Genomic DNA, 26,360 nt, shown 5'->3' with positions numbered 1-26,360 from the left:
CATGAGAGTCAAAACTTGCTCCGGGCCAAGTATCTCTACTAGAAGTCCATGCAGAGTGAGACGGTGCACACCCAGCTAGAAAAATAGAAGCTAAGAATATGCCACTATTTTTTCTCACGATTTTTCTCCACTTCAATCAGTGGGAGATACTTGTCATACAGAGCGCCGTAGTTAACGAGCAATGCAGGAGGCATACTGCCTAGGTTTTCGAAAACCGACATTCCTGTGCCTTTATGGGCCTCTAAATCCATCATCCATCCATCATGCAAAGTAGCGAATGCGTTAAAGCCAGGAACCTTATTCAACAAATTACTAATTGGCGTGCCATGACAAACAGCGTAAAAACTAGCGCAATCATCAATTCTGTTTAGACCAATGTTGTTTCCTTCTCGCATAACACCATCCACCAATTCCATCGGGACGAACTTATCTAATCCTGCAGCGTACTGAGCGCCTCCTTGTCTATCTACGCCCGACTGGACATCAGGAGCCCGCCCGGCCGAATACTGATATATCTCCATCAACGCCCCAGTTCCGGCAATGGCCATCCAGGAATCCTTATCTTCCCCACTGAGCACCCCTTTCAGTGCGGTATTCGCGGTGTAGGCGTTGACACGCTCGGCGTAACTCACCGTTTTGTAGTTACCTTCAGTCGTCAACTCTCGCCCCCAACCATCGGTAAAGGCCGCGCCAAAGCCCGCGATCAAGGAGGCGGTTGCATACCCCTTCAGGCTATCTTCGTTGGTTACGTCATCGAGCACCTGACCGAGGTTGCCTTTGTTATTGATGGTACTCTCAGCCGCTGTCCCTGCCATTGAGGACAAAGCCGTGGTGAGCATCACGTTCCCCCATCCAGCCGCCGCCGTCCCGACCGCAGTACCTGCTGTAACCATCGCAGAACTACCCGCCGCAGCCATTGCGGTGCCAGACCCGGCACCCGCCCCTGCCGCCGCACCTAACGCTCCACTAGCAGCGCCCGCTGTCAGTGCAGTGGCCACAATAATGATCGCCAACATCGCTCCCTGACCAAGACTGGAGTGGCTGTACTTAAAGGAGTCATGCATTTCCTGCACTTCCCGCCAGTCCACATCGCCGCGAGCCTCGGCCTCTTTCAGCCAAGCCAGTTGCGGATCGGCTTTGACCATGACGTCGATGGTCTCGCTGACAGAGTGCTGGTCGATTTTCTTGATATCGATCTTCAGCCCATCCACTGCCTGAATGGCCAGTTTCCCCTGCGCCACTATTACCGTTTGGCGCAGCGTCTCATCCGTATTTCCCTTACCCTTCGCACTGGTCCACGCCAGGTCACTGCTGCTCTTCTCGTGACTCTCCTGGTGCAGGTCCTTCACCGCTTCGAAGGTGATGCTGCCACCGCTGTCGAGGGTCAGGTCGTTGCCGCTGTTGAGCTTGGCGCCCTGGTAACGTTGATCGCCGCCGCTGACCAGGGTCAGGTCACCCCCTGTTTTGATTTCGCTGCCAATGTTTTTCACATCGGTCACTTCGTCGCGCTGGGTCTTCTTGCTGCCGAAGCTGCCCTTTTTCTTCATGTGGTACAGCGAGTAATCGCTGTCTTGCGCAGCCAGCAACTCAAGATTGCCACCGGCCACCAGGTAGGCTTCATCACCGGCACTGACCTTGCTGGAGATCAGCGTCAGATTCTTGCCGGCGGTCAGTGCGACGTTGCCGCCAGCATTGACGCTGCTACCGACCTGGCTGATGTGGTCTTCCTGACTGGTGACTTTCTTGGTCTTGTTGTAGCTGTGCTCCTCCTCCGCGGCCGAGGCCAGAGTGAGGTTGTTGCCGGCGGTCAAGGCGATGTCACGCTGAACATCGACCTGACTGGCAATTACGTTGAGGTCACGCCCGGCGCTGATCGACAGGTCGCGACCCGCTTCCAGGCTGGAGCCATTCTGGCTGATGGTCAGGTCACGGCTGTTCTTGCCATGGCTGTTGCTGTTGACCTGAGTCGCCGACCCCAGCATGACGTCGCGACCGGCACTGATGCGGGTGTCGCGGCCGCTCTGCACTACACCACCGATGTAGCTGGCATCTCGCCCGGCCTGGATGGTCAGATCGTTGGCCGCTTCAATGCGCGCGGTGTTGTCGACGAAGTCGCGGTGCTGGCTGTTGTAGCCGTTGCTGCTGTCATAACCGGTGACCGTGCGTTCGTTGATCACATCGCCGGTGAGGCTGGTCAGGCTTACGTCACGCCCGCTGATGGTGCCTCCAGCCTTGTTGCTCAGTTCGTTACCCGCCAGCAGGTCGAGGCGGTTGCCGGCCTGGAGCAGTCGGCTGTTGAGCAGATTGTTGCCGGCCATCGCGGCCAGGTTGTGGCTGGTCTTGAGCGTACCGGCGTTACTTAGGTTGTTCCCGGCGATCAGGGTCACGTCCTTGCCCTGAATCAGCGCGCCGTTGGCGGCCAGGCGGTTGTTGGCGTTGGCCAGGTACAACACCGGCACCATCACTGCCTGGCCGTCGACCAGCACCGTTTCCATCCAGACAATGTCATGGGTCAGCGCCGCCACTTGTTCGGCGGTGAGGCTGACGCCCAGCGACAGGTGCAGGGCGTCTTTGCTGGCGATGGCGTTGTCCATCAGGAAGCGGAACATGTCCTCGTCTGAGGTCAGGCCGTCGAGAAAGCGCTGGCCAGTGCGGGCGACCACCGCTTGCTGGATCAGGGACTGCTCGTAAAAACCATCACCTAGGCGCTTGGCACTGTTGTCGGGGTCATAACCGAGGTTACCCAACAGGTAGTCCGAGCTCATGAACTGCTTGAGGTCGGTGAGCACCGGGTTGGTTTCGATCAGGTATTTGTGCGGACTGGATCTGCCACCACTGCTCGGCAGGCCCTGGACCTTGTTGACGCTCACCATGCCAGCCATATTCAGGTTGCCAAGATTTTGGGGGCCAATGTCTCGGCCTTGAGTACCCGGCACCTCTTGTTGACGCTGGGCACTCCCCACGCTTGCGTCGCCCAGGTTCCAGCTGTGTGGACCGGTATCGCCCTTGGTGCTGCCTTGGCCACTGAGACGAAACAGGCCGTTCTGCCCGGTGGGCAGTTCAAAACCTGGCAGGGCCAACGGGTTGACCTGCTGTTGGGCCAGATCCGGCGGCAGTTGCTGATTCAGGGTGACGCGGGTGGAGAACTCGCTGCCCGGCGCCTCGGTGTTGGTGTTCGGCCCGTTGCCGACGTACTCGAAGTCGCCGTGTACCACGCTGTTGTCGAAGTTGTTCTGAGTGGTGATGTTGACGTTGCCCGCTGCCTGAATAATCGCGGCGTAGGTCTGGTCACCCATGGTCAGTTGCGTGGTCCGGCCAAACTGCGGCAACTCGGCTTCGGTGGTGCCGATAAAGTTGGCCATCGCTTGTTCGAGGCCGCCGAGGTTATTGGCGTCGTAGCCGCTGCTTTCAAACCAGTAATGATCGGTAAAATCTTGTGCCGGACCGGACCAGCTATCGCCACGGGAGCGCTGCGTACGAAACACGCGCACGGTTTCGGTATCAGAGGTTTCCACACCGGTGTTGGTCAGGTTGTTCAACGTGGCGGTGAAGTTGCCGCTGGTGGCGATTGTGCTGCTCTGGTTAAGCAGGTCACCACCGTTGATGTTCAGGTTACCGCCAGCGGTGATGCTGGACGCGGCACTGGCAGCGGTCACTTCCAGTTTGTCGCGCTGCACGATCTCCCAGACGCGGTTGCGCTTAGCGCTGCAGTCACCGGAATTCACGCCCTCGATACATTGGATCTGTTCAATCTTGGCGGTGTAGATACCGCCATTGCTGATGGTCAAGAGCGCACGAACATTGTGAATGGTGCTGGCCGCCAGGCTCAGGCTACCGTCGCTCTGGATCAGGCCGGAGCTGTTGACGATGCTCGTGGCCCAGCCGCCGTAGCCGTCACGGTCGATGTTGAGGTCGCCCAAGCTGTAGATACTGGCGTAGCTGTTAAGCAACGAGCCGACCCGCAGCCCCATGTCCCGACCACTGAAGATCAGCCCGTGCTCGTTGAGCAGTTCCGAGGTAGTGAGCGTGAGGTCTTGGCCGCTGCCCAGGGCCCCGTAGTTGTTTAGGGTGCCGGTGTTCAGGGTCAGGTCATTCGTTGAGGTCAGTCGACCGAAGTTGGTCAACCGACCGCCCACCGTGATCAGGCTGTCGCCACCACCAGCGATGCTCGCAACCTCCGGCAGATTCAACTGCCCGGCATACAGGGTCAAATCACCCAGGCTGCTCAGTCGACCATTACCGCTGTACAATCCGGTCAGCCTCAGATCGAGGCTACCGTCACTGGCGATCAGGCCGTCGTTGCTCCAGTTCACACCGCTGCCGATCAGGCTGTTGGCCGCCAGCAGTTGACCGCTGCCGGTCTGGGTGAAGTGGTTGACGTTGACGCTCAAACGCCCGGCCTGAATGACGCTGCTGTTGGTCCAGCGGTCGGCACTGAGGGTCAGGCCACCCCGGGTGACCAGGTTGCCACCGGCGTCGATGACGTTAGCGGTGGCGATATCGAACGTGCCATTACCGACGTGCAGCACGGTACCGCCAGCGTTCAAGAAACCACCCATGAGCAGGCTCAAGTCGGTGTTGGCGCTTTCGAGGGTGCCGTTATGGTTGTCGAACAGCCCGCCGATATGGAATACCGTGGCACCGCTCGTGCCGAGCGCGCGCATTTGCCCGTTCTGGTTGTCCAGGCTGGCCGCAGCGACGCTGAGTGTGCTGTCGCTTTCGACTATGCCCTGGCCGTTACTCAGGGCGCCGGTCAGGCTCAGATCGATCTGCTGGCCGGCGATCTGTCCGCCACGGTTATCCAGGTTGCTGCCGGTAACGCCGATACGCTGCCCGGCATACAGACCACCATCATGGTTATCGAAATGAGTGGTGTTGACGGTCACGTCGCCCGACTGCGCGGCAATGCGGCCACCCTGATTGTCGATCCCGGCCAGTGCCGTCAGGTTCAGGTGTTCCGCTTGGGTGATGCCGCCCAATTCGTTTTTCAGCCAACCACTGAGGGTGGCGGTTAATGCCGCGCGCAGGCTGGCCAATACACCGCCACGGTTGTCGAGGTTGACGGCGGAGAGGATCAGCTCGCCGTCCTGAGCGAGGACGCGACCGTGGTGGTTGTCGACATCCCCGGTCACTTCAAGGGCGAGCGCGCCCTGGCTTTGCAACGTGCCCTGGTCGTTGGCTAGACTCGCGGCTTGCAGTTTCAGGTCGCCGTACTGGCTATAGATCAGGCCATCAGCGCCGTTCTGCACAAGACCGCTGGCCGTCAGGCTCAGCCGATCATTGGCCGCGACGGTGCCCCGATTACGGTTGTCCAGTCCACTCGTGAGCAGGGTCAACAGCCCTTGGCTGACCAGTTGACCACCCTGGTTATTGATCTGGTTGGCGCTCAGACGCAACGGCCCGGCGCTAGCGAGTTTGCCGTTGCTGTTGATCAACGCACCGAGCAGGTTCAGGGTGATGCCGGCATTGCCGATCAGGTTGCCAGCGCTGTTATCCAGCGCAGTGCCGGTGAACTCGAGCGCTTGCTGGGCACTGATCGCGCCGCGACTATTGTCGAGCGTCGTGGCCTGGACGGTCAGGGCCGTAGCGCTGTCGATCTGGCCGCCCTGGCTGTTGTTCAGCAGGCCGTCGACGGTCAGGGTCTGGTGACCGGCACTGGAGAGAATCCCACCGTTGCTGTTGTCGAGGTTGGCGGTTTTTACTGTCAGGCTTTTCTGACTGACCAGCGCCCCGGCGCCGCTGTTGAGCAAGGTGCCTGCGACATCAACCGTCAGATCACCACGGCGGCTTGAGAGCGTGCCGTTGTTGCGGTTGTCCAGGCTGTTGGCGCTTACCGTGAGACCTTCCCAGACCGAGATCAGCCCGTTCTGGTTGAACACGCCAGCGCCATGGAGCGCCAGTTGCTGGCTGCTGATCAGCTTGCCGGAGTGGTTATCGAGGTGGCGGCCGCTCAATGAGAAACTTTGGCTGCTGGAGATTTCACCGCCCTGGTTGTTCAGGTCACGCAGGTGGTTAATGCTCAGCGGGCCAGCGTTGGTGATCAGTCCACCGGCGTTGTTCAGGTCACCACCAGCCGTGCCGAAATCGAGGCCAATGGCATCGCCCAACAGCGAACCACCGCTTTGGTTGTTCAGCGTCGCGCTAGTGATGTTGAGTCGATTCGTGGCGTTGACCAGCCCCTGATTCTGGTTGTCGAGGAGCCCCGTGACCTTTAAATCAAGGCTGTCGCGACTGGTTAGGGTGCCGCCCTGGTTGTTGAGGCTGGCGGCACGCACGTCGAGAGATGCGGCGGCGATCAAGCCCTTGAGGTTGTGGATTTCCTGATCGATACGCAGGGTCAGTGCCTGATTGCTCAGCAGTTTGCCGTTGCTGTTATCCAGGTTACTGGCCGCGAGGGTGAACGCCTGGGCACTGGAGATTTCACCGTCCTGGTTGTTCACTCCATTGAGGTTGCTGAGCATCAACAAGGGTGCGGTGATCAGGCCAGTTTGGTTGTTCAGTTGGCCGTGATTGAGGTTCAGGGTCAGCGCGCTGTTGCTGAACAACACTCCGCCTTGTTGGTCCAGGCCGGTGATGTTGGCGGTCAAGGCCTGCTCACTGGCGATGCGACCATTGTCCTGGTTGGTCACTTGCGTCGCGGTCAGATCGAGGCTGTCACTGCTGGTCAGGCGACCGCCGTGGCTGTTATCCAGTGCACCGGTGTGGATCTGTACCGGGCCCTTGCCACTGAGGCTGCCGAGCTGGCGGTTATCCAGGCTGGCGCTTTGCAGGTTGAAGCCGGCGTCGGTCACCAGTTGACCGCCCTGGTTGTCGATCGCGCCGCTGCTGGTAAGGCTGAGTGGACCGGCACTGGACAGGTTGCCTTGGCGGTTGTACAGGCTGGCGGCACTGACGGTGAGTGCGCCTTCGCTACTGACCAGGCCGCTGAGGTTATTCAGAGCTCCGTCGAGGCGCAGATCCTGTGCCGACAACGCTCTCAATGTACCGCCGCTGTTATTCAGGGTCTGGCCAATGATTGTGGTGCGACCTTGGCCGAGCAGTAGTCCCTGGGCCTGGTTGATCACGTGCGCAACCATCAGCCCAAGATCCATCCCGGCGAGTACCTTGCCGCCGTTACTGTTATTCAGCTGCTGGCCGACCAGATTGAGTGCAGCCGAGCTGGAGAGCTCACCGCCACGGTTATCAACGGTGTCAACCTGGACTGTCAGCGCTTTGCCGGCCCCAACCAGGCCCCCTTTGCGGTTGTGAAGGGTGGTTCCGGTCAGGCTCAGGTTGCCTTGGGCGATCAACTCACCGCCTTGCTGAGTGAGGCTGCCGAAAGTGGCGACAAGGTCTGCCTTGGTCGCGATCCGTCCACCGCTGTTCTCCACGGTACCGGCATGCAGACGGGCCGCACCCGCATTCACCAGACCGCCGTGGTTATCCAGATGCGTGAGACTGAGGTTAAAGTCATGTGCTGCGGTGATGAGACCGTTCTGGCTGTTATCCAGCGTGGTGCCCGAGAGGTTCACGGCGTGGTTCGCGCCCAGCCGACCGTTACGATTGTTCACTGCGCCGCTGACGGCAAGGCTCAGGTTCTGCCCGGCCATGATCAGGCCGGCGACGTTATCCAGGGCGGCCACATTGAGATAGGTCGCAGCGTGGCTGGAGAACTCACCACCACTGTTATCCAGGTAACCCAGTTGCGCACCGAGCGTCCCACGGCTGTTGATGAAGCCTTGGTGGTTGAGCACCCGCTCGGCGCTCAAATCCAGACTGTCATTGCTGAGCACGCGACCCTGCTGACGGTTGTCCAGGGTTGAAGTAGTGACCTGAGTCCAGTTCTGCGCACTCAACGTACCGCCACGGTTGTCGAGGGACTGACTCGCGCGCACATCAAGTTTGCGGTTGGCCGTTACACTGCCGGCGTTGCGCAGGTTCTGCACGTTCAGCGTAACGTCACCGACGGTATTAGGGCTGTTATCGGCATTTACGCCGGCCTCGATGATGCCGCTGTTGCTCAACGGACCACCACTGCTCAGGCTGATGCGATCACGGGCAGCCAGGCTGTGCTGGGTGCTCAATGTACCGCTGGTATGTACATCCAGGGTGGTGCCGGCAAAGACAGGGCCGTGCGCATCGAGGCTCGCCGCCTTGACGTTGATGGCGTTAGAAGACGCCGCCTGGGCCAGGCTCAAATGACCATTGGCATCGATCTGAATGTCCCCACCACTGGCCGCCAGGTTACCGGCCAAGCGCACGCCGACCCCGGCTTCGGTACTCACCAATTTGATCACGCCGGCATACATGCCGCCCAGCGCCGAACTGTCGATCGCCAGTTCCGGCTTGGCACTACCGTCATTCGCCCGCGCCGTGGTATTCAGGCTGCGCGCATCGACATCGTTGCGCCCGGTGATAAGGGTCAGGTTTCGCGCCTGGATCTCGGCGTTGATCCTGGCGCTGCGAGTGATGATCTCGAAGCGGTCGACGTTGCTGGCGTTGAGCCCTGCCCCCTCAACGGCCACACTGCCACCTTCGACCTGGAAATGATCGAGACGGCCATTGTTCAGAATGGGCTTACCGGTACTCAGGGTGACGCGCGGGGTGTTGATAAAACCACAGCCATTGCAGCTGATGCCGTAGGGGTTGGCGACGATCACCCGCGCCGATTGCCCCGCCACTTCAGTATAGCCGCGTAGCTGACTCGGGTTGCCGCCGTTGACTTCATTGAGGATGGTGCTGGCCGCCGTGCCATGCAGGTTCGGGTTACCGAGGATGATCCCACCCAGCTGGGTCGTCTGTGTACGGCCCGTGGCGTTGTTGAGGATCACGCCTTCGCTACCGACGTTGTAATCCCGAAACTGGTTATGCGACATCCCACTGGCATTAGGCGCGGCAATGTTCACAACCGGTACGCCATTGCCCGCATGATCCAGCGTAGTTCCCGGAGCACTGACGGCAATTCCGTTGGCCTGCACCCACAACGACTGCCAGAGCATGACGTTGGCCAGCAGGAATGCCACCCCACGTTTGGGCATGCCCCGGAATCGCTCACGACTCAATAGCGCGGCGTAAGGTTGGCGAACCTGGAAGGCAAATTGGCGGACGTCCATGTTGGTACTCTCTAAAAACGCAGCAGGTAGCCGCTGATGGCTACAGGAAGACACTCAGGCTGAAATAGATCGGCGCTTCGCGATCGGTCAGCGCATCGGGGCGCTCCAGTGAATGGGCGAAGGTCACGCTGCTGGCCAGGTAGGCGCCTCGGGCGAACAGCTCCAGCGAATTGCTGGACATTCGCCCATGCTGATCACCGTTGTAGCTATCACCTCGGATCACGCCCTGGTCATAACCCAGGCTGACACCGTATTGGCTCAGTACCGTGCGCAACCCGGACCAACTCACCTGACGGCTCCAACGCAGGTCATTGCGCCAGTACCCCCCACTGTCGCCGGACAACAAATGATCCTTGTAGCCGCGTACCGAACCCAGCCCACCCAGGCTCATGCGCTGCGAGCTAAACAACACGTCTTCGCTGCGTTGGCCGGTGGCCAGGCTGCTGACGCTGAAAGACTCGCCCCACAGGCTGAATGGCTGCAAATAGCTCAGCGTGGCGGTGTACTTGCGGTAGCGAGAAGTGGGTTGACCGGGGCCAGGGTCATGATCGCCTTGGGCATCGAAGGCACCGATGCCGTTCTGCAGGCCGAGATCGAGGTTGACGAATGCGTTGCCGATACGCCGGCCATGGTTGACCCCAAACTGCGCTTCGCTGATCCGGTTACTGCTCAATGCCAGCTTGCTGTCTTCGATGAAGTTGTTGGTGCGCAGGTAGGACAGGCCGGTATTGAGCGTCGTCTTGCTCATCGCATCGCGGTAAATCGCCCACTCGGCGCGCAATTGGTGGTTCTGGCTATTGCCAGTCTGTTTGAAGTCAAAACCGTTGGCGTGCGCTTGCGAGCGGTAGTCGCTCTGGCTATAGCTGTAGTTGAAGTTCCACCAACCCCACGGCAGGTTGTAATTCAAAAATGCGTTGCTGGAGGTACGCTGATGATCACTGACTGCGTCGTGACCGCTACGCAACATCAACTGATCAGACAGCCCCAGCGGGCTGTCCCATTCCAGCGAGGTGCCCCATTGCTGTTCGCCGGTACTGTCCTGGCCGTCGTTGCTGCGTGCCAACGATGCACGCCAAGACTTTTGCGCAGTGTTGTTGACCCATACATCACTGCCGCCCAGCGCTTGGCCAGGGCTTAACTCCATCTGCACTTGATTGGACGGGAGCCGGTTGAGCTGATCGACCATCTGCTCGATTTCGCGCAGGCTCAACAGTTCACCTTCACGACCAGGAAAACTCATGGCTAGTTCGAGTACCGAGAGTCCACTGTCTGGTGTGGTTTGAATCTTTTCCAGATGCCCTTCGACCACCAGCACCGTCAACTGTCCGCCGGACAGGTCCTGCTGTGGCAGATAGGCACGACTGGTCACCAACCCCTTGTCGATGTAGCGGTTGGTGATGACTTTCAGCAGCTCATTGAGCTGGGAGGTACCCAGACATTGATCCTGGTAGGGCCGTATCAGCTGCTCGCGATCGGCCCCAGAGAGGTGATCCGCGCCGTTGATCAAGATCTGCCGGACTGGAAAACAACGACCGTCGGCCGGGGCGCTGGGCGCAGAGGGAACGGTCTCTTTACCCGGTAACTCCTTGAGCTCCTGGAGCCGACGTCGCTGCTCTTCCAGCAACCGGTCCTGTCGCTCACGGATCAGGCCTTGATCACCGGGCGTCAGAATGGGAGCGGCCCAGGCAGAACCCAGGCAACCCAGGCAACCCAACAAAACAAAAGAACATGACCTCTTCCGGAGGCGCAATACCGACATGTTGATTCCATCCATGCAACGTTGACTGTGCCGAGTCGGCCAACAGTCTTTTGAAGGAACCCACGACGCCTTTTTCGAGCCACTGATCCCTTGATGGATACGAGTATTCAACGTTGTCAAAAAATTAGATTTAAGAAGCGTCTGAAAACGATGCTGGAAATTTCCTAAGACCTCATCGATATTCCTCCACCGGCACACAGGCGCAGAACAGATTGCGATCGCCGCAGACGTTGTCCACCCGGTTCGCCATCGACCAATACCTGTGGGCCCTGATGTGCGCATCCGGGGGCACTGCCTGTTCGATACTGCAAAGCCGATTCCAGACACCGAGAGATCCGCCAGGGAACCATTCTGAGTACCCCCGTAAGCAGGACGGCGATGGAACAGCCTGATCCACGTCATCATCCAGTCGGGCTCACGCCTAAAAGCCGAGCAGGCAGCAATCATCGAAATTGATGTTGGCATGAGTGACGATCAGCTTGTGATTGATACTCGTGGTGCTTTGGTGCAGTACGTGCTGCAACGCTACCAAATCGATTCGGCCAAGATGCACGCAAAAGCTACAGCGCAGCAGATCGTCGTAGCGAACCTAGATGAACTGCAGCCTTTGCCAGTGGCTTATTTGCCCCATCCGCAAACATCGAGCCCTCAAGGGCTTCAACCGCAGCTGCTGAGCATCCTTGACCAGGTAACGCATCGCGTAATGGACATGCGCACGGATGTTCCGATCACTCTGAAGTGATGATGCCTATACCCAGCTCGTCCTCGTACTTTTCCCCGTGCACCTCGTTACCGTTTAAGCAGAAGGCTGCATGGATGTGGCAGCCACGATCCTCCCCCTGCTCAACTGCGCAGATATAGCCAATGAGGTGGTCAAATATCGGGTTACGCTCGCGCTCAGCACGCAACCGGTCAAGATCATCGAATACTTGCTCGACTCGCAACCTGACCTGGATCTGCTGGAAGTAATACAGGTTGACCCGAATGATCAGAGTCCGCGATTAACGAGCAAGCATCGCGTCTGAGTAGTCGCAGACACGCACCGCATGCCCCTGGCTTGCTGACGTCGGTCTCCCTTCGGACGGCGATACCATTGCTCACGCGTGAGCTGACGGATGCGCTCGATCAGTACGTTCATGCTGCGGTGATGGCCAGATAACCGCCTGGCCTGCTTACCACTGGAACTACGCCTGCGTGGAAAATCCACTCGGCAGAGTCATGGCTCCCAATTTTCTACGCCGACATCACCGTGCGTAGCGGGATGAGTCTGCTCGCCGGGAAAGCCTTGGATAAAACACGCCAAACAGCAAGCTTCCTCCAGTCCGCTCTAGATACAGCCGCTCAGACCAGCGTTTGCCCGACACGCCTACTGATGGGCGCCGTGACGCGAGTGAAACCCTGGTCCAGTAGCGCCGCATCCAGCACAGCCTTGGAAGGTCGGCGTTTTTATGCGTCGAACGGGCGAAAAAAAGGCACTGGATGTTACTCGTCAGTGCCTTTTTTCCGCCTGGAGGCGGATGAGTCCCGCTTGCCTGGCGTCCTTATACCTGGGCGCTCGGCATCACCTGGATCGCCGATTGGGTGCCACGCGTCAGCTCGCGATACTCGTAGGTCACCTTGTCAGGCGTGACCTTGCCGGTGTAACCCTTCTTGATGTTGGCGACGATGTAGTTGAAGTCGCTTTTGCTGTGGGTGGTGACGACAATGTTGGCCTTGCTGCTGGCGCTGGACACGTAGTTGCCCACTTGCGACAGCGGCTGCTTGAGGCGTTTGTCGCGCTTTTTCACCAGGGTCTGCGGCACGTTGACCTGCATCGAGTCCATGCTTTCGACACTCGCGGCCCCGACGTCGTTGCGCTTATCCGCCGGTACCGCTTCCTGGCGGGTCGTCAGTTGCACCACCGCGACATCACTCGACTGGCGCTCGATGGCCGCCTTGGCCTGCCGGGCGTTTTCAAGGTCCTTCTGACGACCCACGTAGTAACCCGTCGGCGCGCCCAGGGCTGCGCCAATGGCGCAACCGGTGCCAGGGTGGCCGCCCGTCCCCGCCGCAATCGCCGCACCGCCAATGCAACCGAGCACACCACCGACCGCTGTGCTGCCCACCGGCGAGTTCTGGCAACCACTCAACAACAAACCGGTGCAGGCGAGCAACACGGTCGATACAACAAGTGCGCGCGACAAGGGCGACTCCTTTCGAGACTGAACATGAGCATTCATTGAGGCTGATAACCGTAGGTCAGGCCACCGAGCAGGCCCAGGCGCACCCGTTCGTTGAGCGGGTAAAACACCGGCTGGACCTGCGCCGTCCATTGCACGCCATGGGCAATGATCCAGCCCATGAGCCCAAGCGAGGAGCCGCTTTGCTGCTTGAGGCTGAGAAACAGCGGCTGCTCTGTCACCTTGTTGGTCCAGAACATCGGCACCGTCAGCACCACCAGCGCATAGCCGACGAAGGCGGCCACGTAGAGCCTCGGCGGGACATAACACAGCGCCCGGGTGAAAAAGCCCAGGCACTTGAAGATATGGGTAAAGGCGCCGAGCAGGGAAAACATCAGGGCAATCATCGGCACAATCAGCGCTCGATAACTGTCACGACCGATCTGCGCCTTTTCGCCTCTGTCGCGGTAGTTCTGCGGGTCGACCATGCGATCTTCGATCAACTGCTTGGCATCGAAACTGATGGTCGGCCGGTACACGGTTTGCTCGAAGCCGCTGGCCGACAGGTCGGGTTGCAAGGTGATCAAGTAGGGCAAGTGCAACGCGTCGCGCCACTTGTTCTGGATCGGCAGCTGCGCAAAAAACTGCCCACGCGGCAAGCCCGGATCGATCCACCGCCCAACCGACTGTAACCCCGAGGCATAGGCGTTGCGGGCATCCAGTTGCACGCGCCGGGCCACGGCTCGATTGAAAGCCGCACGGTCGTTGGGGCGCCAATCGTCGGCCACCGCGATGCCCTTCTCGCGTAGCGACTGACGCACCGTATTGGCATGGCGGTTCGGCACATTGTTGGGGGTCAGGCGGCGATTGCGTTGTTTGAGGTTCTGCACGTAATCGTTCCAGGCCTGCTGCTGGTGCCGGGCGATGGAAGCCGCGCTGATCGCCTCCAGGTAGCGAATGCTGCCCTGTTGATACTGGCGATAACTGTCATCCAGCTCGGCGAGGGAGTCCTGGTAGTGGCGATAATTAGCCTCGGCATCGCCGCGCACGGTTTCGGCGAACAACTCGAAGAACGCCTGCGCCTGTTGCTTGATGCGATCCGTCAGGCGATCCACCGACAACAGCATGATGGGAAACGTCGCCAGCAGGGTCTTGCCCTCGGGGCGCTGCAAATCCTCTGCCGTGAGGTCCAGGCCAGTCAAGCCGAAATCGTGGTGCACCATCAAGTACGTCATCGGCACGCCCAAGGCCGCGCGTGCGCGCTCATCGGGCGTCGAGCGATCCACCAGGTGATTGACCAGCGCCAACTGTGCAAAGTACGTAGTACCCACGCAGCCGACGATCACCAGGACCGCCCAGATCGTCGTGCGAAGACGGCTCCAGCCCAGGCGCAAACTTTTCTTCAGCACCGAGCCCAACCCCAGCAGGGCCACCGCCGTGCCGGCGATCAAGCGTCCGTAGACCTCGATGGACTCTACTTGATGCTGACTGGCCAGGCCGCCGACCACGTCCAGCAAACGGGCGTTGAAGCCCATTTCGACAATCAGGTACAGCAGCGTCAGAGTCAGCATCACCAGGACCAGCACACGTTCCTGGCGCCGTGGCAGAGGGTTCTTGTCTTCCCGTAGCCAGTGCATCAACGCACTGGCCGGCGAGCGGCGCTGCGCACGGGGACCAAATCGCTGGAGCGGTGTCAGGCTGGTCACGACTCGGTCTCCATCTTGGAGATCAGGTTGATTTCTACTCGGCGCCTGGGGGGCGTAGTGGCCTGGGCATGTTCGACGACCGCGTTGGCCACCGGCTGCGGCAGCGCGGAAGAAATCGACACTTTGGCCAGCGGTTTGGCCGCGGGCTTGGGAGGGGTAGGCACGCTCGCCACGTGCTTGGGCGCCGGCGGCGCGGAAGGCGCGGCGCGCGTAGAGGCCACGGGGGCCGCTGCGGTCTTGGGCACCGGTGCGGCGGCAACCGCCGGCCGGGCCTTGGACAGGCCTTGCAGCAGCCCCGGCAGGTCGACCTTCATCGGCCCACGGAAATTCTTATCCTGCGAGGAATAGGTCCAGGCCTCGGAGCGTGGGCCATTCATCTGCATGGCGACGAAACTCTTGCCGTCTTCACTGCGCTGGAAGGCCAGCATGTCGCCACAGCCCCCCAGTCGATAAGGACCCCAGACTGTCTTCCCGGAGATCACCACCAGGGCGGTTTGCGAGTCGCACTGGGCGGTGCGATAGCTCATGACCACCGCCGTGTCGCCGTCCAGCTCCATCGTGGTTTCAACGGTGCTTTCACGCCAGTCGTCCGGCAGTTGCACCTGCATCTTGCGCTCATGCAGGCTCAAGTATGCTCTGCCAGCCGGAGTTTCCATGTGACTGAAAGGCCCGGCCACCGAATTGAAGCGACCGATCACCTGGTCGGCCTGCACCCCGAACGCGCTGCACAGCAGTACAAGCAACAAACCGCGAGTAACCAGGCTGGCCAGTGCTCGCAGTGCTCTGATGGGTCTCAACGTGGTCTTCCTTAAACCGGGTATCTGGGCGAACCGACATTCCTCTACGCGCCCAGATGCTAGCATAAAGCCACAAAGCCGCCATAACCGGCTTACCGTTGAACGGCCCAGAGCCCTTTGTGTCCTTCATCTTGAAACCTGAAGTACGGTTTTTCAGTTCACAACACTTCAGTTAAACCCCCAAAGCCCTTCTACACTCAACTCGCACATGCCCGACACCTCCCGTAGAAGAGGCCTCATGACCACCCTCACAGACCGTTTCAAGCAAGGCAAAGATGCTCGCAAGCACTGTCCACGCAGTTCGCATTCGGCCTTGGGCAACATCGATCGCGATCCACTGGCATTGATCAAGGCGTCGAGTGAAGGGCGCGTCAGGTCGCTGGTGGAATTGCGCTACGGCCGCATGCTGGTGTCGCCATTTACCTTCTATCGCGGCAATGCGCTGCTGCAGGCCCACGACCTGTCAGGCACCTCGGACATGGGGATGGTTTCGCCGATCTGTGGTGATTGTCACTTGATGAATTTCGGTGGATTCGCCACGCCGGAACGTAACCTGCTATTTAGCGTCAATGATTTTGACGAAGCCCATTCAGGCCCCTGGGAGTGGGATTTGAAGCGTCTGGTGGCCAGTTGCATGGTGGCCGCCCGAGACCTGCGTCACGGCCAATCGGTTGAAGAAACCTTGTGCCATGAAGTTGTCGGTGCCTACCAGGAGACGATGCTGGAGTGCGCCCTGCAAAGCGCCATGGAAACCTGGTACGAATCGATCAGCTACGACGACATGCTGGAAAAGGCTCGCAAAACCGCCATCGACCATGTGCAACGCGCCATCGAAAAGGCCGGACGTCGCACCCATGCCGAGCTGCTGCCGAAAATCAGCGAACGTCATGCCGACGGCCATATGGTCATTCGCGATGACTTGCCGGAAATATTTCACCTGCACAAAAACACCACACTGCTGGATCCCGATGACGACTGGTTGCGCCTCGCGGACTGGCGATCGCTTTATGACACCTTCGTGCGCGACTACAAAGGCACGCTGCAAGCCGACCGACGTGACTTGCTGTCACGTTTTCATGTGCATGACATGGCGTTCAAAGTAGTGGGTGTCGGCAGTGTCGGCACCCGTTGCCTGGTGGCCCTGCTGACCGACGATCAGGAATTTCCGCTGTTCCTGCAATTCAAGGAGGCGCGTCGCTCGGTGTTGGCGAACTATGTGAAGACCAAGTCACGGATACGCCATGAGGGCCAGCGGGTGGTCGACGGCCAGCGACTCATGCAATCGGCCAGTGATCTGTTCCTCGGCTGGACCACCGGTCCGAGCGGGAGGCACTTCTATGTGCGGCAATTGCGCGACATGAAAGTCTCGGCTGAACTCGAAACCTTCGACGGCGACACCTTCACAGCCTATGGGCGGGTCTGTGGCCGGGCCCTGGCACGCGCCCATGCCAAGTCTTCCGGACATGCGGCGGTAATCAGCGGCTACATCGGCAAGGGCGAAGCACTGGCCGATGCGCTGTACCAATACGCTCTTGGCTACACCGAACAGAACGAGCGCGATTTCGAACGATTCCAGCAAGCCTGTCGCAAAGGGAGTTTCCGTGCGCGGTCCGAGGCCGATTTTGCCGCCGATCATTTGCCTTGATGCTGCGGCGTGCCTGGCCCGGGGGTCTCATCGAAATGAATTTTTCTTCACCCCGGTGCCCGGCGCCAGCCTGTACATTTCACTCGCTCATTCAAGAAACTACGGTTTGCCCGCCCTCCCGCGGGCTTTTTTTTGCCTGAAAATCCGCAGGATCCGGCTCGCCGTAACCGGTTCAGGAAGGTTCGGAGCAGCGCGGCTGCGCGAACCCTTTTGTGAGGCCGGGAGCCTCTTGCAGCACCGGCAGCTCCAGCCGTGCGCGCCCATAAAACGCCAGTGCTGTCAGCAAACAGGCGAGCCACACGAAGATCCCGGCCCAGAAGGTGTGGGACATGTAGTGCCAGCCCTGTAGCACCCGTGTCGTGCCAAAGACAAACCCCAGCGACAGCGAGCCGTACATGAGCGCCTTGCAATAGCGCCAGCGATAACGACGCGCCACGAAATACAACGCGAGCATGGTGAAGCCACCCGAGGCATGCCCGCCCGGCCAGCAACGACCGTCTCCGGCGACCTTCAGCAGGTCGAAATTCTCATACCATTCCTTGTGCTCGATCTTGCCACCGTACTGTGTGGTTTCAATTGGGCAATACACGCTGGTGTGCCCCTTCAGGTAATGGATCACACCGGTGCTGATGGAAAACGCGAAGACCACGTAGAGAAAATCCCGGCGATGCTTGTTGGCAAAGCGCAGCACGGGCGCGACTCTGATTTTTTCCAGAAAGGCGATGAGTTTCGAGTGTTTTTCCGCTTTCAGGCGTGGCCAGAGAAACGACAGCAAGGCGCCAATGATCGCTATCTCGCCAGTCCAGTTCGGAATGATCCGCGCCCATTTATGGGTAATCTTTTCGAACCAATGCACATGGTCCAGCGGGAATGTCCGGGTGAGCGGATCGTAAAACAGATCGTTGAAGGCGATATCGATTCTGGTCAGGTCGAACATCAGAAACACCACGACCGCGCAGGCCAGCGGAATGCCGAAGTTCATCCAGTAAAAACGGGGGCGGGAAGCTGTCTGCATGGTGGTGGTTGATCCAGAAGGGGAATTCATTTCGTGGTAAGCGAGCGCCAATCCGAAGCTTCGATGACCCCCAACATGTGCGGTGCCTGCGGGTTTGCGGCGGAGATAAACAATGAGGCTCCGTAACCCGGTGTCGAAGACGCCCACTTGAGGTCTTTTTGCAATTGCGCCATGCATTCGCTGTGTGTCACCAGAATCAGGTTGCGCCCGGCCACCTTGTGCGCCAATGCGTCCCGCAACATCGTGCCCTTGCAATTGATCAACCAATCCTCGCCAACATCGACCTTGTTGAACATGAAGCCCGCCGTTTGCGCCGTACGCAGGATCGGACTGTTGTAGATATCGGCACGTGCCAGGCCCAGCCGTTCGAACCGCGCTCCGACACTCACTGCAATGCTGCGGGAGCGATCGGTAATGCCATCGTTTCCGCTCAAACAGGCGGCTTTGGAGTGATCGCAACGTTCGACGTGGCGCACCAGCACGATCATGTCGCCCTTGGCCCATCCCGCCATCAGCGCTTGAGCACCCGCCACGTTACCGTGGGCCAAGTCCGGCACAGCGGCGGGTCGCAGTAAAAACAGGGTCAATGGAATCACCAGCACAGCTGACGCCAGCACCACCGCTGCATTGCGATAGCGGGCAAAACGGCTCAGATCGATTGAGCGGGAAACCCCGAAAAAACTCAGTCTCAATTCCACATCAAGCCGCCTCACCGGCATACAACGCTGTCTTTTGATGACGCGAGATTAGAGAGGCCTGCATTGGCTGAGGGTGAAAGCCATGTGAAAAAAAGCTTAAAAGCCCAGCAAAAACCTTGTTACAGAATCCGTCCTGCAAAAACCTTTCAGCTCCGGGGAATGCTGCCGATACAAGCTGCTACACACCTTGCTGGCTTTCAAAAAAAACAATCTTCCAGCCAACCGACGATAAAGAAGCACCACGTTCCTGGAGGAATTTGATGAATAGCTGGTTTGGCAACATCAGCGTGAACATGAAACTGGGCCTGGGATTCGGCCTGGTCCTGGCACTGACCTGCGTCCTCGCCCTTACCGGCTGGACCAGCCTGGGCGGTCTGATTGACCGCAGCAACTGGATGAGCGACATCACCCAGCTCAACGCCGGCCTGACCAAATTGCGCGTGGTTCGTCTGCAATACATGCTGACCAATGGCGACGAAACCGCCGCACAAAACGTGCAGACCACTCTCGAAGCCTTTTCCGCCCAGCAACAAGCGCTGTTGGAGAAATTCAAGAGCCCGGAAAACCTCAAGCGACTGAAAGAGCAAGGCACGGTCATCGACGCCTACAAGACGTCCCTGGCCAAGATGCGCAACGCCTACCGCAGCGGCAACAGCGCTCGCGACGCCATGGCCGCCAATGCCGAAGCCGCCAACAGTCTGATCAACGACATCAACACCCGCGTGCAACAGATGCCGCCGAGTGACCAGCGCTTCGAACAATTCCAGGCTATTACCGCCGCCAGGGAAGCGTTCCTGCTCGCGCGCTACGAAGTGCGAGGCTACACCGCGACCACCAACACCGAGACTGAGCAAAAAGCCGTTGGCCAACTGAATGCGGCCATCGCCAGTCTGAGCCCCCTCAACGTGCATTTCGCCGACACCCAGCGAGACGCCCTGCGTCAACTGGAAGCTGCGCTCGGTAACTACCGCAGCGCCTTGCAGGCGTACAAAGCCGCCAACACCGATGCGGTACAGGCTCGCCAGGAAATGACCGATCAGGGCGCTGCCATCGTGTCCCTGAGCGATCAGCTATACCAGATCCAGGTCGACCGCCGTGACATCGAAAGCGCCCAGGCACGCACCCTGCAAGTGATCAGCACGTTGCTGGCGTTGCTCGTGGGCATCATAGCCGCCGTGTTGATCACCCGTCAGATCACCCGCCCGTTGCGCGAAACCCTGGCCGTGGTCGACCGCATCGCCAGCGGCGACCTGTCCCAGAACATCCAGGTCACCCGTCGCGACGAACTGGGTGTATTGCAGCAAGGCATCGCACGCATGGGCGTGACCCTGCGCGACCTGATCAGCGGTATCCGCGACGGCGTCACCCAGATCGCCAGCGCCGCCGAAGAGCTTTCCGCCGTGACCGAGCAGACCAGCGCCGGAGTCAACAGCCAAAAGGTCGAGACAGATCAGGTCGCCACTGCCATGCACGAGATGACGGCCACTGTGCAGGAAGTCGCGCGCAACGCCGAAGAAGCCTCGCAAGCCGCCGCGGCAGCCGATGGCGAAGCCCGCGAGGGTGACAAAGTGGTGAACGAAGCCATCGCCCAGATCGAGCGGCTGGCCAGCGAAGTGGTGCGTTCCACCGATGCCATGAGCGTGCTGCAACAGGAAAGCGACAAGATCGGCAGCGTCATGGACGTGATCAAGGCCGTGGCCGAACAGACCAATTTGCTGGCACTCAACGCCGCGATTGAAGCGGCCCGCGCCGGTGAGGCCGGTCGTGGTTTTGCGGTGGTGGCCGACGAGGTCCGGGGCCTTGCCCAGCGCACGCAAAAATCCACCGAGGAAATCGAAGGCCTGGTGGCTGCCCTGCAAAACGGCACTCAACAGGTGTCGGCGGTGATGAACAACAGCCGCACCCTCACCGACAGCAGCGTGGCCCTGACCCGCAAGGCCGGCGTGTCACTGGAAAACATTACCCGCACGGTGTCCAACATCCAGTCGATGAACCAGCAGATCGCCGCCGCCGCGGAGCAGCAAAGCGCCGTCGCCGAAGAGATCAGCCGCAGCATCATCAACGTACGCGACGTGTCGGAACAGACCGCCGCCGCCAGCGATGAAACGGCTGCGTCCAGTGTTGAACTGGCACGGTTGGGGAATCAGTTGCAGATGATGGTGAGTCATTTCCGGGTTTGACGTCAGCTCAACGCTGAATCATAAAACCAATCGCGGGCAAGCTCGCACAGGGTTGCGCTGAACCTGTAGGAGCGGGATTGCCCGCGATTGCGATCGGATAGAAGACAAGATCACGAGACGCAGTTTTTACTGCACTCTCAAACACTGATCGCATTGGTAAACACCAACCGGTTACCAAATGGATCGCTGATGGTCATGTCCTGGCTGCCCCACGGCATGGCCTGAATCTGTGGGTGGGCAAATTTGTATGCTTTGGCCAGCAGTTGCTGCTGGAAGGCTTCCAGTTCATCGGTTTCGATGCGCAGTGCCGAACCCGGCGAGCAGTCGCCATGGTGTTCTGACAGATGCAGCACGCAATCACCACGGGAAACCTGTAAATACAGCGGGAAGTTGGCTTCGAAGCGGTGCTGCCAGTCGATCTTGAAACCCAGGAAATCGACGTAGAACTCCACAGCCTTGGCTTCGTCGAAAATACGCAGGATCGGAGTGGTTTTACCGAAGCTCATCGAGTTGCTCCCAGACAATGAAAGACCTGCAGGAGCGAGCAGGCCCGCTCCTGCAAAACATGTAAACGATCAGCAATGGTAGTCGGGTTTGATAACACTCCTTCGGCCCGAACATGCCATTCTTTAGTCTCAAAATGCCACCACTGTGACACACCACTCAAACGTCACAGGAAGCCTTCGCGCAAATCCCCTTCCCGTGCCAGGAACCGCCCTTCCCTGCGACCATTGGCCTGACCGTCGCGGTAACTCAGGACACCGTTTACCCACACCCCTTCGATACCTTGCGCCGCCCGTTGCGGATCATTGAAATCCGCGACATCACGAACGGTCGCCGGGTCGAACAATACCAGGTCAGCCCAAAAACCTTCGCGGATCTCGCCTCTGTGCTTCAAACCGAATCGCGCCGCCGACAAACCGGTCATCTTGTGGACGGCGGTGTGCAGCGGGAACAGCCCTACATCGCGGCTGAAATGTCCAAGCACCCGAGGGAATGCACCCCACAACCGAGGATGCGGAAACGGGTCTTCCGGCAAACCGTCGGAACCGACCATCGACAACGGATGCGCGAGGATTCTTCGCACATCCGCCTCGTCCATCCCGTAGTACACCGCGCCAGCCGGTTGCAGTTGGCGGCCGGTATCGAGCAGTGACCGGTTCCATTGCGCAGCGATGTCCATCAGGTCTCGACCGCCCATCTCCGGATGCGGCGTGGACCATGTGATGGTGATGCGGTGGGCATCGGTGACTTGTTTGAGATCCAGCGTCGAAGAACTCGCCGCATAGGGATAACAGTCACAGCCCACTGGATGGGTTTTCGCCGCCTCCTCCAGGGACGCCAGCAGTTGCGGACTTCGGCCCCAGTTACCGGCGCCGGCGCATTTGAGGTGGGAAATGATCACCGGGGATTTGGCGTGACGGCCGATCTGGAACGCTTCGTCCATGGCTTCCAGCACCGGTTCGAACTCACTGCGCAGGTGCGTGGTGTACACCGCGCCGAACGCCGTCAGCTCTTCGGTCAGTTGCATCACTTCATCGGTGGAGGCCGAGAAGGCACTGGCGTAGGCAAGGCCGGTGGACAGGCCCAACGCACCCGCTTCCAGACTCGCGCGCAGCTGTTCGCGCATCGCCGTGATCTCATCGGCGGTGGCGGTGCGGAACAAGTCGTCGAGGTGATTGCTGCGCAACGCGGTATGACCGACCAGCGCGGCGACGTTCAGCGTGGTGTTCGCTGCTTCGACCGCCGCACGGTAGTCTCGAAATGTCGGGTAAACAAACGCCGCGGCCGTGCCGAGCAGGTTCATCGGGTCCGGCGGATCGCCGCGCAGACTGACCGGCGAAGCGCTGATCCCGCAATTGCCGACAATCACCGTGGTCACACCCTGACTGAGCTTGGGCAGCATCTGCGGTTGGCGAATCACCACCGTATCGTCGTGGGTATGCACGTCGATGAAACCCGGCGCCAGCACCTGGCCGCCAGCATCAATTTCTTGCGCCGCATGGGCATTGTGCAACTCGCCAATGCGCTCGATTCGCCCGTTCAGAATGGCTACGTCGGCGCGATAGCCGGGACTGTTGCTGCCGTCGATGATCAGGGCATTGCGAATCAGCGTGTCGTACTGCATGTCAGTCTCCCAGCGGCAAGTGATCGTCGCCGCCGCGGTAATCGTCGAGGGCGAGTTTGATCCGCCGCAAACGTTCTTGATTGTCTTCAGGATTGGCCAGTGCCAGCTCGGTGGCAAGCACGTCGATGGCCAGCAGTATGCCGTAGCGTGCGGCGGTCGGTTTGTAGATGAACGAGGTCTCGGCAGTTTGCAGGGGCAGGACAGTGTCGGCCAATTGCGTCAGCGGGGAATCGGTACCGGTGATGACAATGAACGGATTGAGCCGGTAACGGGCGATCAGAACGATCAGCGCGATGATGGCAACGGCGGCATACACCAGCAGCCAATAGCCTAAGGACGGGCTCATGCGGTACTCCTCGAAAGGATCACGTCGAATGGTTTGTGAAACTCTAAAAACATGTCGAGGCGCGACTTTCAAACGAGGTGAAAGTAATTTTCGTGCAGAGATATGCGAGGTCGCTCAGCGGTATGGCGTGTCGCGAATAATGAAAATCCGGCAGGCGGATTTTCATCGCGCCTGCCCCTGATCTGTTTCAGTCGTGATGGACCCGGGCGCGCTTCAACAGCTTCTTGCAGCGCTCGGACAACCCCAACACCCGCAGGTGTTTGCCAGCCTTGGTGTAGCGCTCGCGCAAGGTGTCCAGCGCGGCGATGGCCGAGTAGTCGACGAAGCTCAGGTGACGGCAATCGAGCGTCACTTGTGCCGGGTCGTTGGCCGGGTCGAACTGGTTGAGGAAGGGGGTTGTCGAGGCAAAGAACAGCGTGCCATGGAGGCGGTAAAGCTTGCTGCCGTCGTTTTCCAGATGGCTGTCGGCGTACAACTGCCGCGCCTGCTGCCAGGCAAAGTTCAGCGCCGCGATGATGATCCCGCAGAGCACGGCAGTCGCCAGATCGGTGAATACTGTAATCACCGTCACCGCGATGATCACCAGTACATCGTTCACCGGAACTTTGTTCAGCACGCGCAACGACGCCCAGGCAAATGTCTGCTGCGACACCACGAACATCACCCCGACCAGCGCAGCGAGGGGAATGCGCTCGATCAAAGGCGACAGAAACAGGATGAACAACAGAATCGACACCCCGGCCACCACGCCGGACACCCGCCCGCGACCACCGGAACTGAGGTTGATCACGGTCTGGCCGATCATGGCGCAACCGCCCATGCCGCCGAACGCACCGGACACCATGTTTGCGGCGCCCAGCGCCACGCATTCGCGATCCGGATAGCCGCGGCTCTCGGTGATTTCATCGGTGAGGTTCAGGGTCAGCAGGGTTTCCAGCAAGCCGACCAGCGCCATCAGGATCGCGTAGGGTGCGATGATGTGCAGGGTCTCCAGGTTCCACGGAATATCCGGCAGCGCCAGGGTCGGCAAGCCACCGGCAATGTGCGCCATGTCGCCCAGGGTTCGGGTCGGCAAGCCGAGCAGATACACCGCCAGCCCCACGCCGAGAATCGCCACCAGTGCCGGCGGCACCGTGCGGGTCAGGCGTGGCAGTACGTAGACGATGGCCATGGTCACGGCAACCAGGCCGAGCATCATGTACAGCGGTGTTCCGCTCAGCCAGGTCTCACCGTTCTTGAAGTGTTCCAGTTGCGCCAGCGCAATAATGATCGCCAGGCCGTTGACGAAACCGAGCATCACCGGGTGCGGCACCATCCGCACCAGCTTGCCGAGCTTGAGCAGCCCGAACGCCATCATGATCACCCCACCCAACAACACCGTCGCCAGCAGATACTCCACACCGTGCTGCACCACCAGCGCGACGATTACCACCGCCATTGATCCGGCAGCACCGGACACCATGCCCGGTCGGCCACCGAACAGCGCGGTCAGCGTGCAGATGATGAATGCCCCGTAAAGCCCCATCAGCGGATTGAGATGAGCCACCAGCGCGAAGGCGATGCATTCGGGCAATAGGGCGAAAGACGTGGTGAGCCCGGCCAGGACATCGGCGCGTAGACGTTTTGGTTTCATGGAAGACCGCATGCAGGAAGTCGCGAAAAGAGTGTGCGGATGTTACGGAATCGTGGGCGACCCGGCCAGTTGTTGAGACCCTGGAAACGCCATCGCGAGCAAGCTCGCTCCTACAAAGAACGCGAGTTCCTGTGGGAGCGTGGCTTGCCCGCGATGAACGATGACGCGGTCTCAAGCGAAATTAAAATCAACCACTGAAATCTGCCGACGCATACGCCGCCAATTTTCCCTGGATAAAGTCCAGGAAACATTGAATCCGCAGCGCCAATTGCGAGTTGCGGTAATACACCGCGTTAATTGGCTGGCGATAACCGCTGTTGAATTCCGCCAGCAGCACTTTCAGTCGTCCGGCACGAATGTCTTCGATAGTCATGTAATGCGACAGGCAGGCAATGCCCTGCCCCTCCAACGCCAAATGGCGAATGGTCTCACCGCTGGAAGCGCTGAGCGAAGCCTGGATCGGCCAGCGGTCGCCATGGACATAACGCAGCGGCCATTGGTTCAGGCCTTCGTTCTGGGTGAAGCCCAGCAAAGTATGTTCGGCAAGATCCGCCACCGCCGTTGGGCTACCGTGATTTTCCAGATAGGCCGGGCTGGCGACAATGTGCAGCGGGCTGCAGCCCAGAGATCTGGCGTGCAACGTGGAATCGGTCAGGGTGCCAATGCGGATGGCGATGTCGGTGCTTTGCTCCAGCAGATCGATGATCAGGTCGTTGCTGTTGAGTTCGAGCTGGATGTCCGGGTAGAGCCGGCGGAATTCAGCGACGTAGGGCACGATGGCGTGCAGCATGAACGGTGACGCGGCGTTGATCCGCAAGCGTCCGGACGGCGTTTGCTGGCGTGAGGTCAGGCGCTCTTCGAGCTCATCCATCTGATCGAGAATCAGCTTGGCGTGCTCGAAGAAATACTTGCCCTCCTCGGTCAGGTCCATGCGTCGCGTGGTGCGGTTGATCAGCGTGGTATCGAGTTTGGCTTCCAGCCGCGACAGCGTACGGCTGACCGCCGAGGGTGTTTGCCCGACCTGTTCGGCCGCTGCAGAAATCGATCCGCACTCAATCACGCAGACGAAAATCTGCAACTCATCGGATCTGGCTTTCACGTGTGTCCTCTTTCCCGGATCGGCAAGATCGCAGCCTTCGGCAGTCACAACGGATCGACACCTGCAGGAGTTGCCGAAGGCTGCGATCTTTTCAGCCGTTGCA

15 protein-coding genes and 5 pseudogenes are annotated in these 26,360 nt (G+C 59.6%); 5 read left to right on the top strand and 15 right to left on the bottom strand.

Annotated elements, in window-relative coordinates; genetic code table 11:
- Positions 1-104: 104 nt before the first annotated feature.
- From AD668_RS02685 to AD668_RS30260, 3 genes and pseudogenes are all read right to left on the bottom strand, one after another.
- A complete protein-coding gene (locus AD668_RS02685; protein ID WP_053154284.1) occupies positions 105-9,092 on the bottom strand; it encodes a filamentous hemagglutinin N-terminal domain-containing protein in 8,988 nt (2,995 codons plus the stop codon).
- Positions 9,093-9,132: 40 nt separating this feature from the next.
- Positions 9,133-10,851 (bottom strand): ShlB/FhaC/HecB family hemolysin secretion/activation protein, encoded by a 1,719-nt coding sequence (locus tag AD668_RS02680; protein ID WP_053154282.1) that lies wholly within the window; start codon positions 10,849-10,851, stop codon positions 9,133-9,135.
- 172 nt (positions 10,852-11,023) lie between these two features.
- A pseudogene (locus AD668_RS30260) lies at positions 11,024-11,179 on the bottom strand (hypothetical protein); the annotation flags it as partial.
- Between the two features lie 75 nt (positions 11,180-11,254).
- Between AD668_RS30260 and AD668_RS28485 the strand changes: the two are divergent.
- Positions 11,255-11,458, top strand: a pseudogene (locus tag AD668_RS28485) (WYL domain-containing protein); the annotation flags it as partial.
- 121 nt (positions 11,459-11,579) lie between these two features.
- On the opposite strand, the gene AD668_RS29820 reads toward AD668_RS28485, so the two are convergent.
- Positions 11,580-11,795, bottom strand: a complete 216-nt coding sequence (locus tag AD668_RS29820) for an inovirus-type Gp2 protein (RefSeq protein WP_256220564.1) — start codon at positions 11,793-11,795, stop codon at positions 11,580-11,582.
- Positions 11,796-12,008: 213 nt separating this feature from the next.
- On the opposite strand from AD668_RS29820, the pseudogene AD668_RS29815 reads away from it, so the two are divergent.
- Positions 12,009-12,196: pseudogene (locus tag AD668_RS29815) on the top strand (hydrolase or metal-binding protein); the annotation flags it as partial.
- On the opposite strand, the pseudogene AD668_RS30255 reads toward AD668_RS29815, so the two are convergent.
- The 4 genes and pseudogenes from AD668_RS30255 to AD668_RS02655 all read right to left on the bottom strand — a co-directional run.
- A pseudogene (locus AD668_RS30255) lies at positions 12,196-12,285 on the bottom strand (hypothetical protein); the annotation flags it as partial. The pseudogenes AD668_RS29815 and AD668_RS30255 overlap by 1 nt on opposite strands.
- A 107-nt stretch (positions 12,286-12,392) precedes the next feature.
- Positions 12,393-13,034, bottom strand: coding sequence for a glycine zipper domain-containing protein (locus AD668_RS02665; RefSeq protein WP_053154275.1), 642 nt, complete (start codon positions 13,032-13,034; stop codon positions 12,393-12,395).
- Between the two features lie 32 nt (positions 13,035-13,066).
- Positions 13,067-14,716 (bottom strand): hypothetical protein, encoded by a 1,650-nt coding sequence (locus tag AD668_RS29380; RefSeq protein ID WP_053154272.1) that lies wholly within the window; start codon positions 14,714-14,716, stop codon positions 13,067-13,069.
- A complete protein-coding gene (locus AD668_RS02655) occupies positions 14,713-15,513 on the bottom strand; it encodes a hypothetical protein (RefSeq protein WP_053154269.1) in 801 nt (266 codons plus the stop codon). The genes AD668_RS29380 and AD668_RS02655 overlap by 4 nt, the downstream gene beginning before the upstream one ends.
- A gap of 238 nt (positions 15,514-15,751) precedes the next feature.
- Here AD668_RS02655 and AD668_RS02650 point away from each other — a divergent pair, with 238 nt between their 5' ends.
- Positions 15,752-17,158 (top strand): DUF2252 domain-containing protein, encoded by a 1,407-nt coding sequence (locus AD668_RS02650; RefSeq protein ID WP_053154267.1) that lies wholly within the window; start codon positions 15,752-15,754, stop codon positions 17,156-17,158.
- Between the two features lie 172 nt (positions 17,159-17,330).
- Here AD668_RS02650 and AD668_RS02645 read toward each other — a convergent pair whose 3' ends face one another.
- Complete coding sequence (locus AD668_RS02645; protein WP_053154264.1) at positions 17,331-18,173, bottom strand: phosphatase PAP2 family protein; 843 nt, start codon at positions 18,171-18,173, stop codon at positions 17,331-17,333.
- A gap of 26 nt (positions 18,174-18,199) precedes the next feature.
- A complete protein-coding gene (locus tag AD668_RS02640; RefSeq protein ID WP_053154897.1) occupies positions 18,200-18,871 on the bottom strand; it encodes a histidine phosphatase family protein in 672 nt (223 codons plus the stop codon).
- Positions 18,872-18,934: 63 nt separating this feature from the next.
- Between AD668_RS02640 and AD668_RS29375 the strand changes: the two genes are divergently transcribed.
- On the top strand, positions 18,935-19,132 hold the full coding sequence (locus AD668_RS29375; RefSeq protein WP_156322300.1) for a hypothetical protein: 198 nt from the start codon (positions 18,935-18,937) through the stop codon (positions 19,130-19,132).
- A complete protein-coding gene (locus tag AD668_RS02635; RefSeq protein ID WP_053154261.1) occupies positions 19,132-21,051 on the top strand; it encodes a methyl-accepting chemotaxis protein in 1,920 nt (639 codons plus the stop codon). Before AD668_RS29375 ends, AD668_RS02635 begins: the two co-directional genes overlap by 1 nt.
- A gap of 137 nt (positions 21,052-21,188) precedes the next feature.
- On the opposite strand, the gene AD668_RS02630 is transcribed toward AD668_RS02635, so the two are convergent.
- The 5 genes and pseudogenes from AD668_RS02630 to AD668_RS02610 form a co-directional block, all read right to left on the bottom strand.
- Positions 21,189-21,557, bottom strand: coding sequence for a glyoxalase superfamily protein (locus AD668_RS02630; protein ID WP_053154258.1), 369 nt, complete (start codon positions 21,555-21,557; stop codon positions 21,189-21,191).
- 164 nt (positions 21,558-21,721) lie between these two features.
- Positions 21,722-23,179, bottom strand: coding sequence for an amidohydrolase family protein (locus AD668_RS02625; RefSeq protein ID WP_053154254.1), 1,458 nt, complete (start codon positions 23,177-23,179; stop codon positions 21,722-21,724).
- Position 23,180: 1 nt separating this feature from the next.
- Positions 23,181-23,423: pseudogene (locus AD668_RS02620) on the bottom strand (MurR/RpiR family transcriptional regulator); the annotation flags it as partial.
- 289 nt (positions 23,424-23,712) lie between these two features.
- Entirely contained in the window at positions 23,713-25,158 is a 1,446-nt protein-coding gene (locus AD668_RS02615) for a SulP family inorganic anion transporter (RefSeq protein ID WP_053154251.1), read from the bottom strand.
- A gap of 187 nt (positions 25,159-25,345) precedes the next feature.
- On the bottom strand, positions 25,346-26,257 hold the full coding sequence (locus tag AD668_RS02610; protein WP_053154248.1) for a LysR family transcriptional regulator: 912 nt from the start codon (positions 26,255-26,257) through the stop codon (positions 25,346-25,348).
- Positions 26,258-26,360 lie beyond the last annotated feature (103 nt).

Origin of the sequence: Pseudomonas sp. P1.8 (genome assembly GCF_001269805.1) — a bacterium.
Classification (GTDB): Bacteria; Pseudomonadota; Gammaproteobacteria; order Pseudomonadales; family Pseudomonadaceae; genus Aquipseudomonas.
This window is presented reverse-complemented; position numbering and strand designations above follow the sequence as displayed.

Excerpts from the sequence above, each read along its gene's own strand:
- AD668_RS02615 (WP_053154251.1), bottom strand. The coding sequence starts at position 25,158 with ATGAAACCAAAACGTCTACGCGCCGATGTCCTGGCCGGGCTCACCACG.
- AD668_RS02625 (WP_053154254.1), bottom strand. The coding sequence starts at position 23,179 with ATGCAGTACGACACGCTGATTCGCAATGCCCTGATCATCGACGGCAGC.
- AD668_RS02635 (WP_053154261.1), top strand. The coding sequence starts at position 19,132 with ATGAATAGCTGGTTTGGCAACATCAGCGTGAACATGAAACTGGGCCTG.
- AD668_RS02680 (WP_053154282.1), bottom strand. The coding sequence starts at position 10,851 with ATGTCGGTATTGCGCCTCCGGAAGAGGTCATGTTCTTTTGTTTTGTTG.
- AD668_RS02650 (WP_053154267.1), top strand. The coding sequence starts at position 15,752 with ATGACCACCCTCACAGACCGTTTCAAGCAAGGCAAAGATGCTCGCAAG.
- AD668_RS02630 (WP_053154258.1), bottom strand. The coding sequence starts at position 21,557 with ATGAGCTTCGGTAAAACCACTCCGATCCTGCGTATTTTCGACGAAGCC.
- AD668_RS02685 (WP_053154284.1), bottom strand. The coding sequence starts at position 9,092 with ATGGACGTCCGCCAATTTGCCTTCCAGGTTCGCCAACCTTACGCCGCG.
- AD668_RS02645 (WP_053154264.1), bottom strand. The coding sequence starts at position 18,173 with ATGCAGACAGCTTCCCGCCCCCGTTTTTACTGGATGAACTTCGGCATT.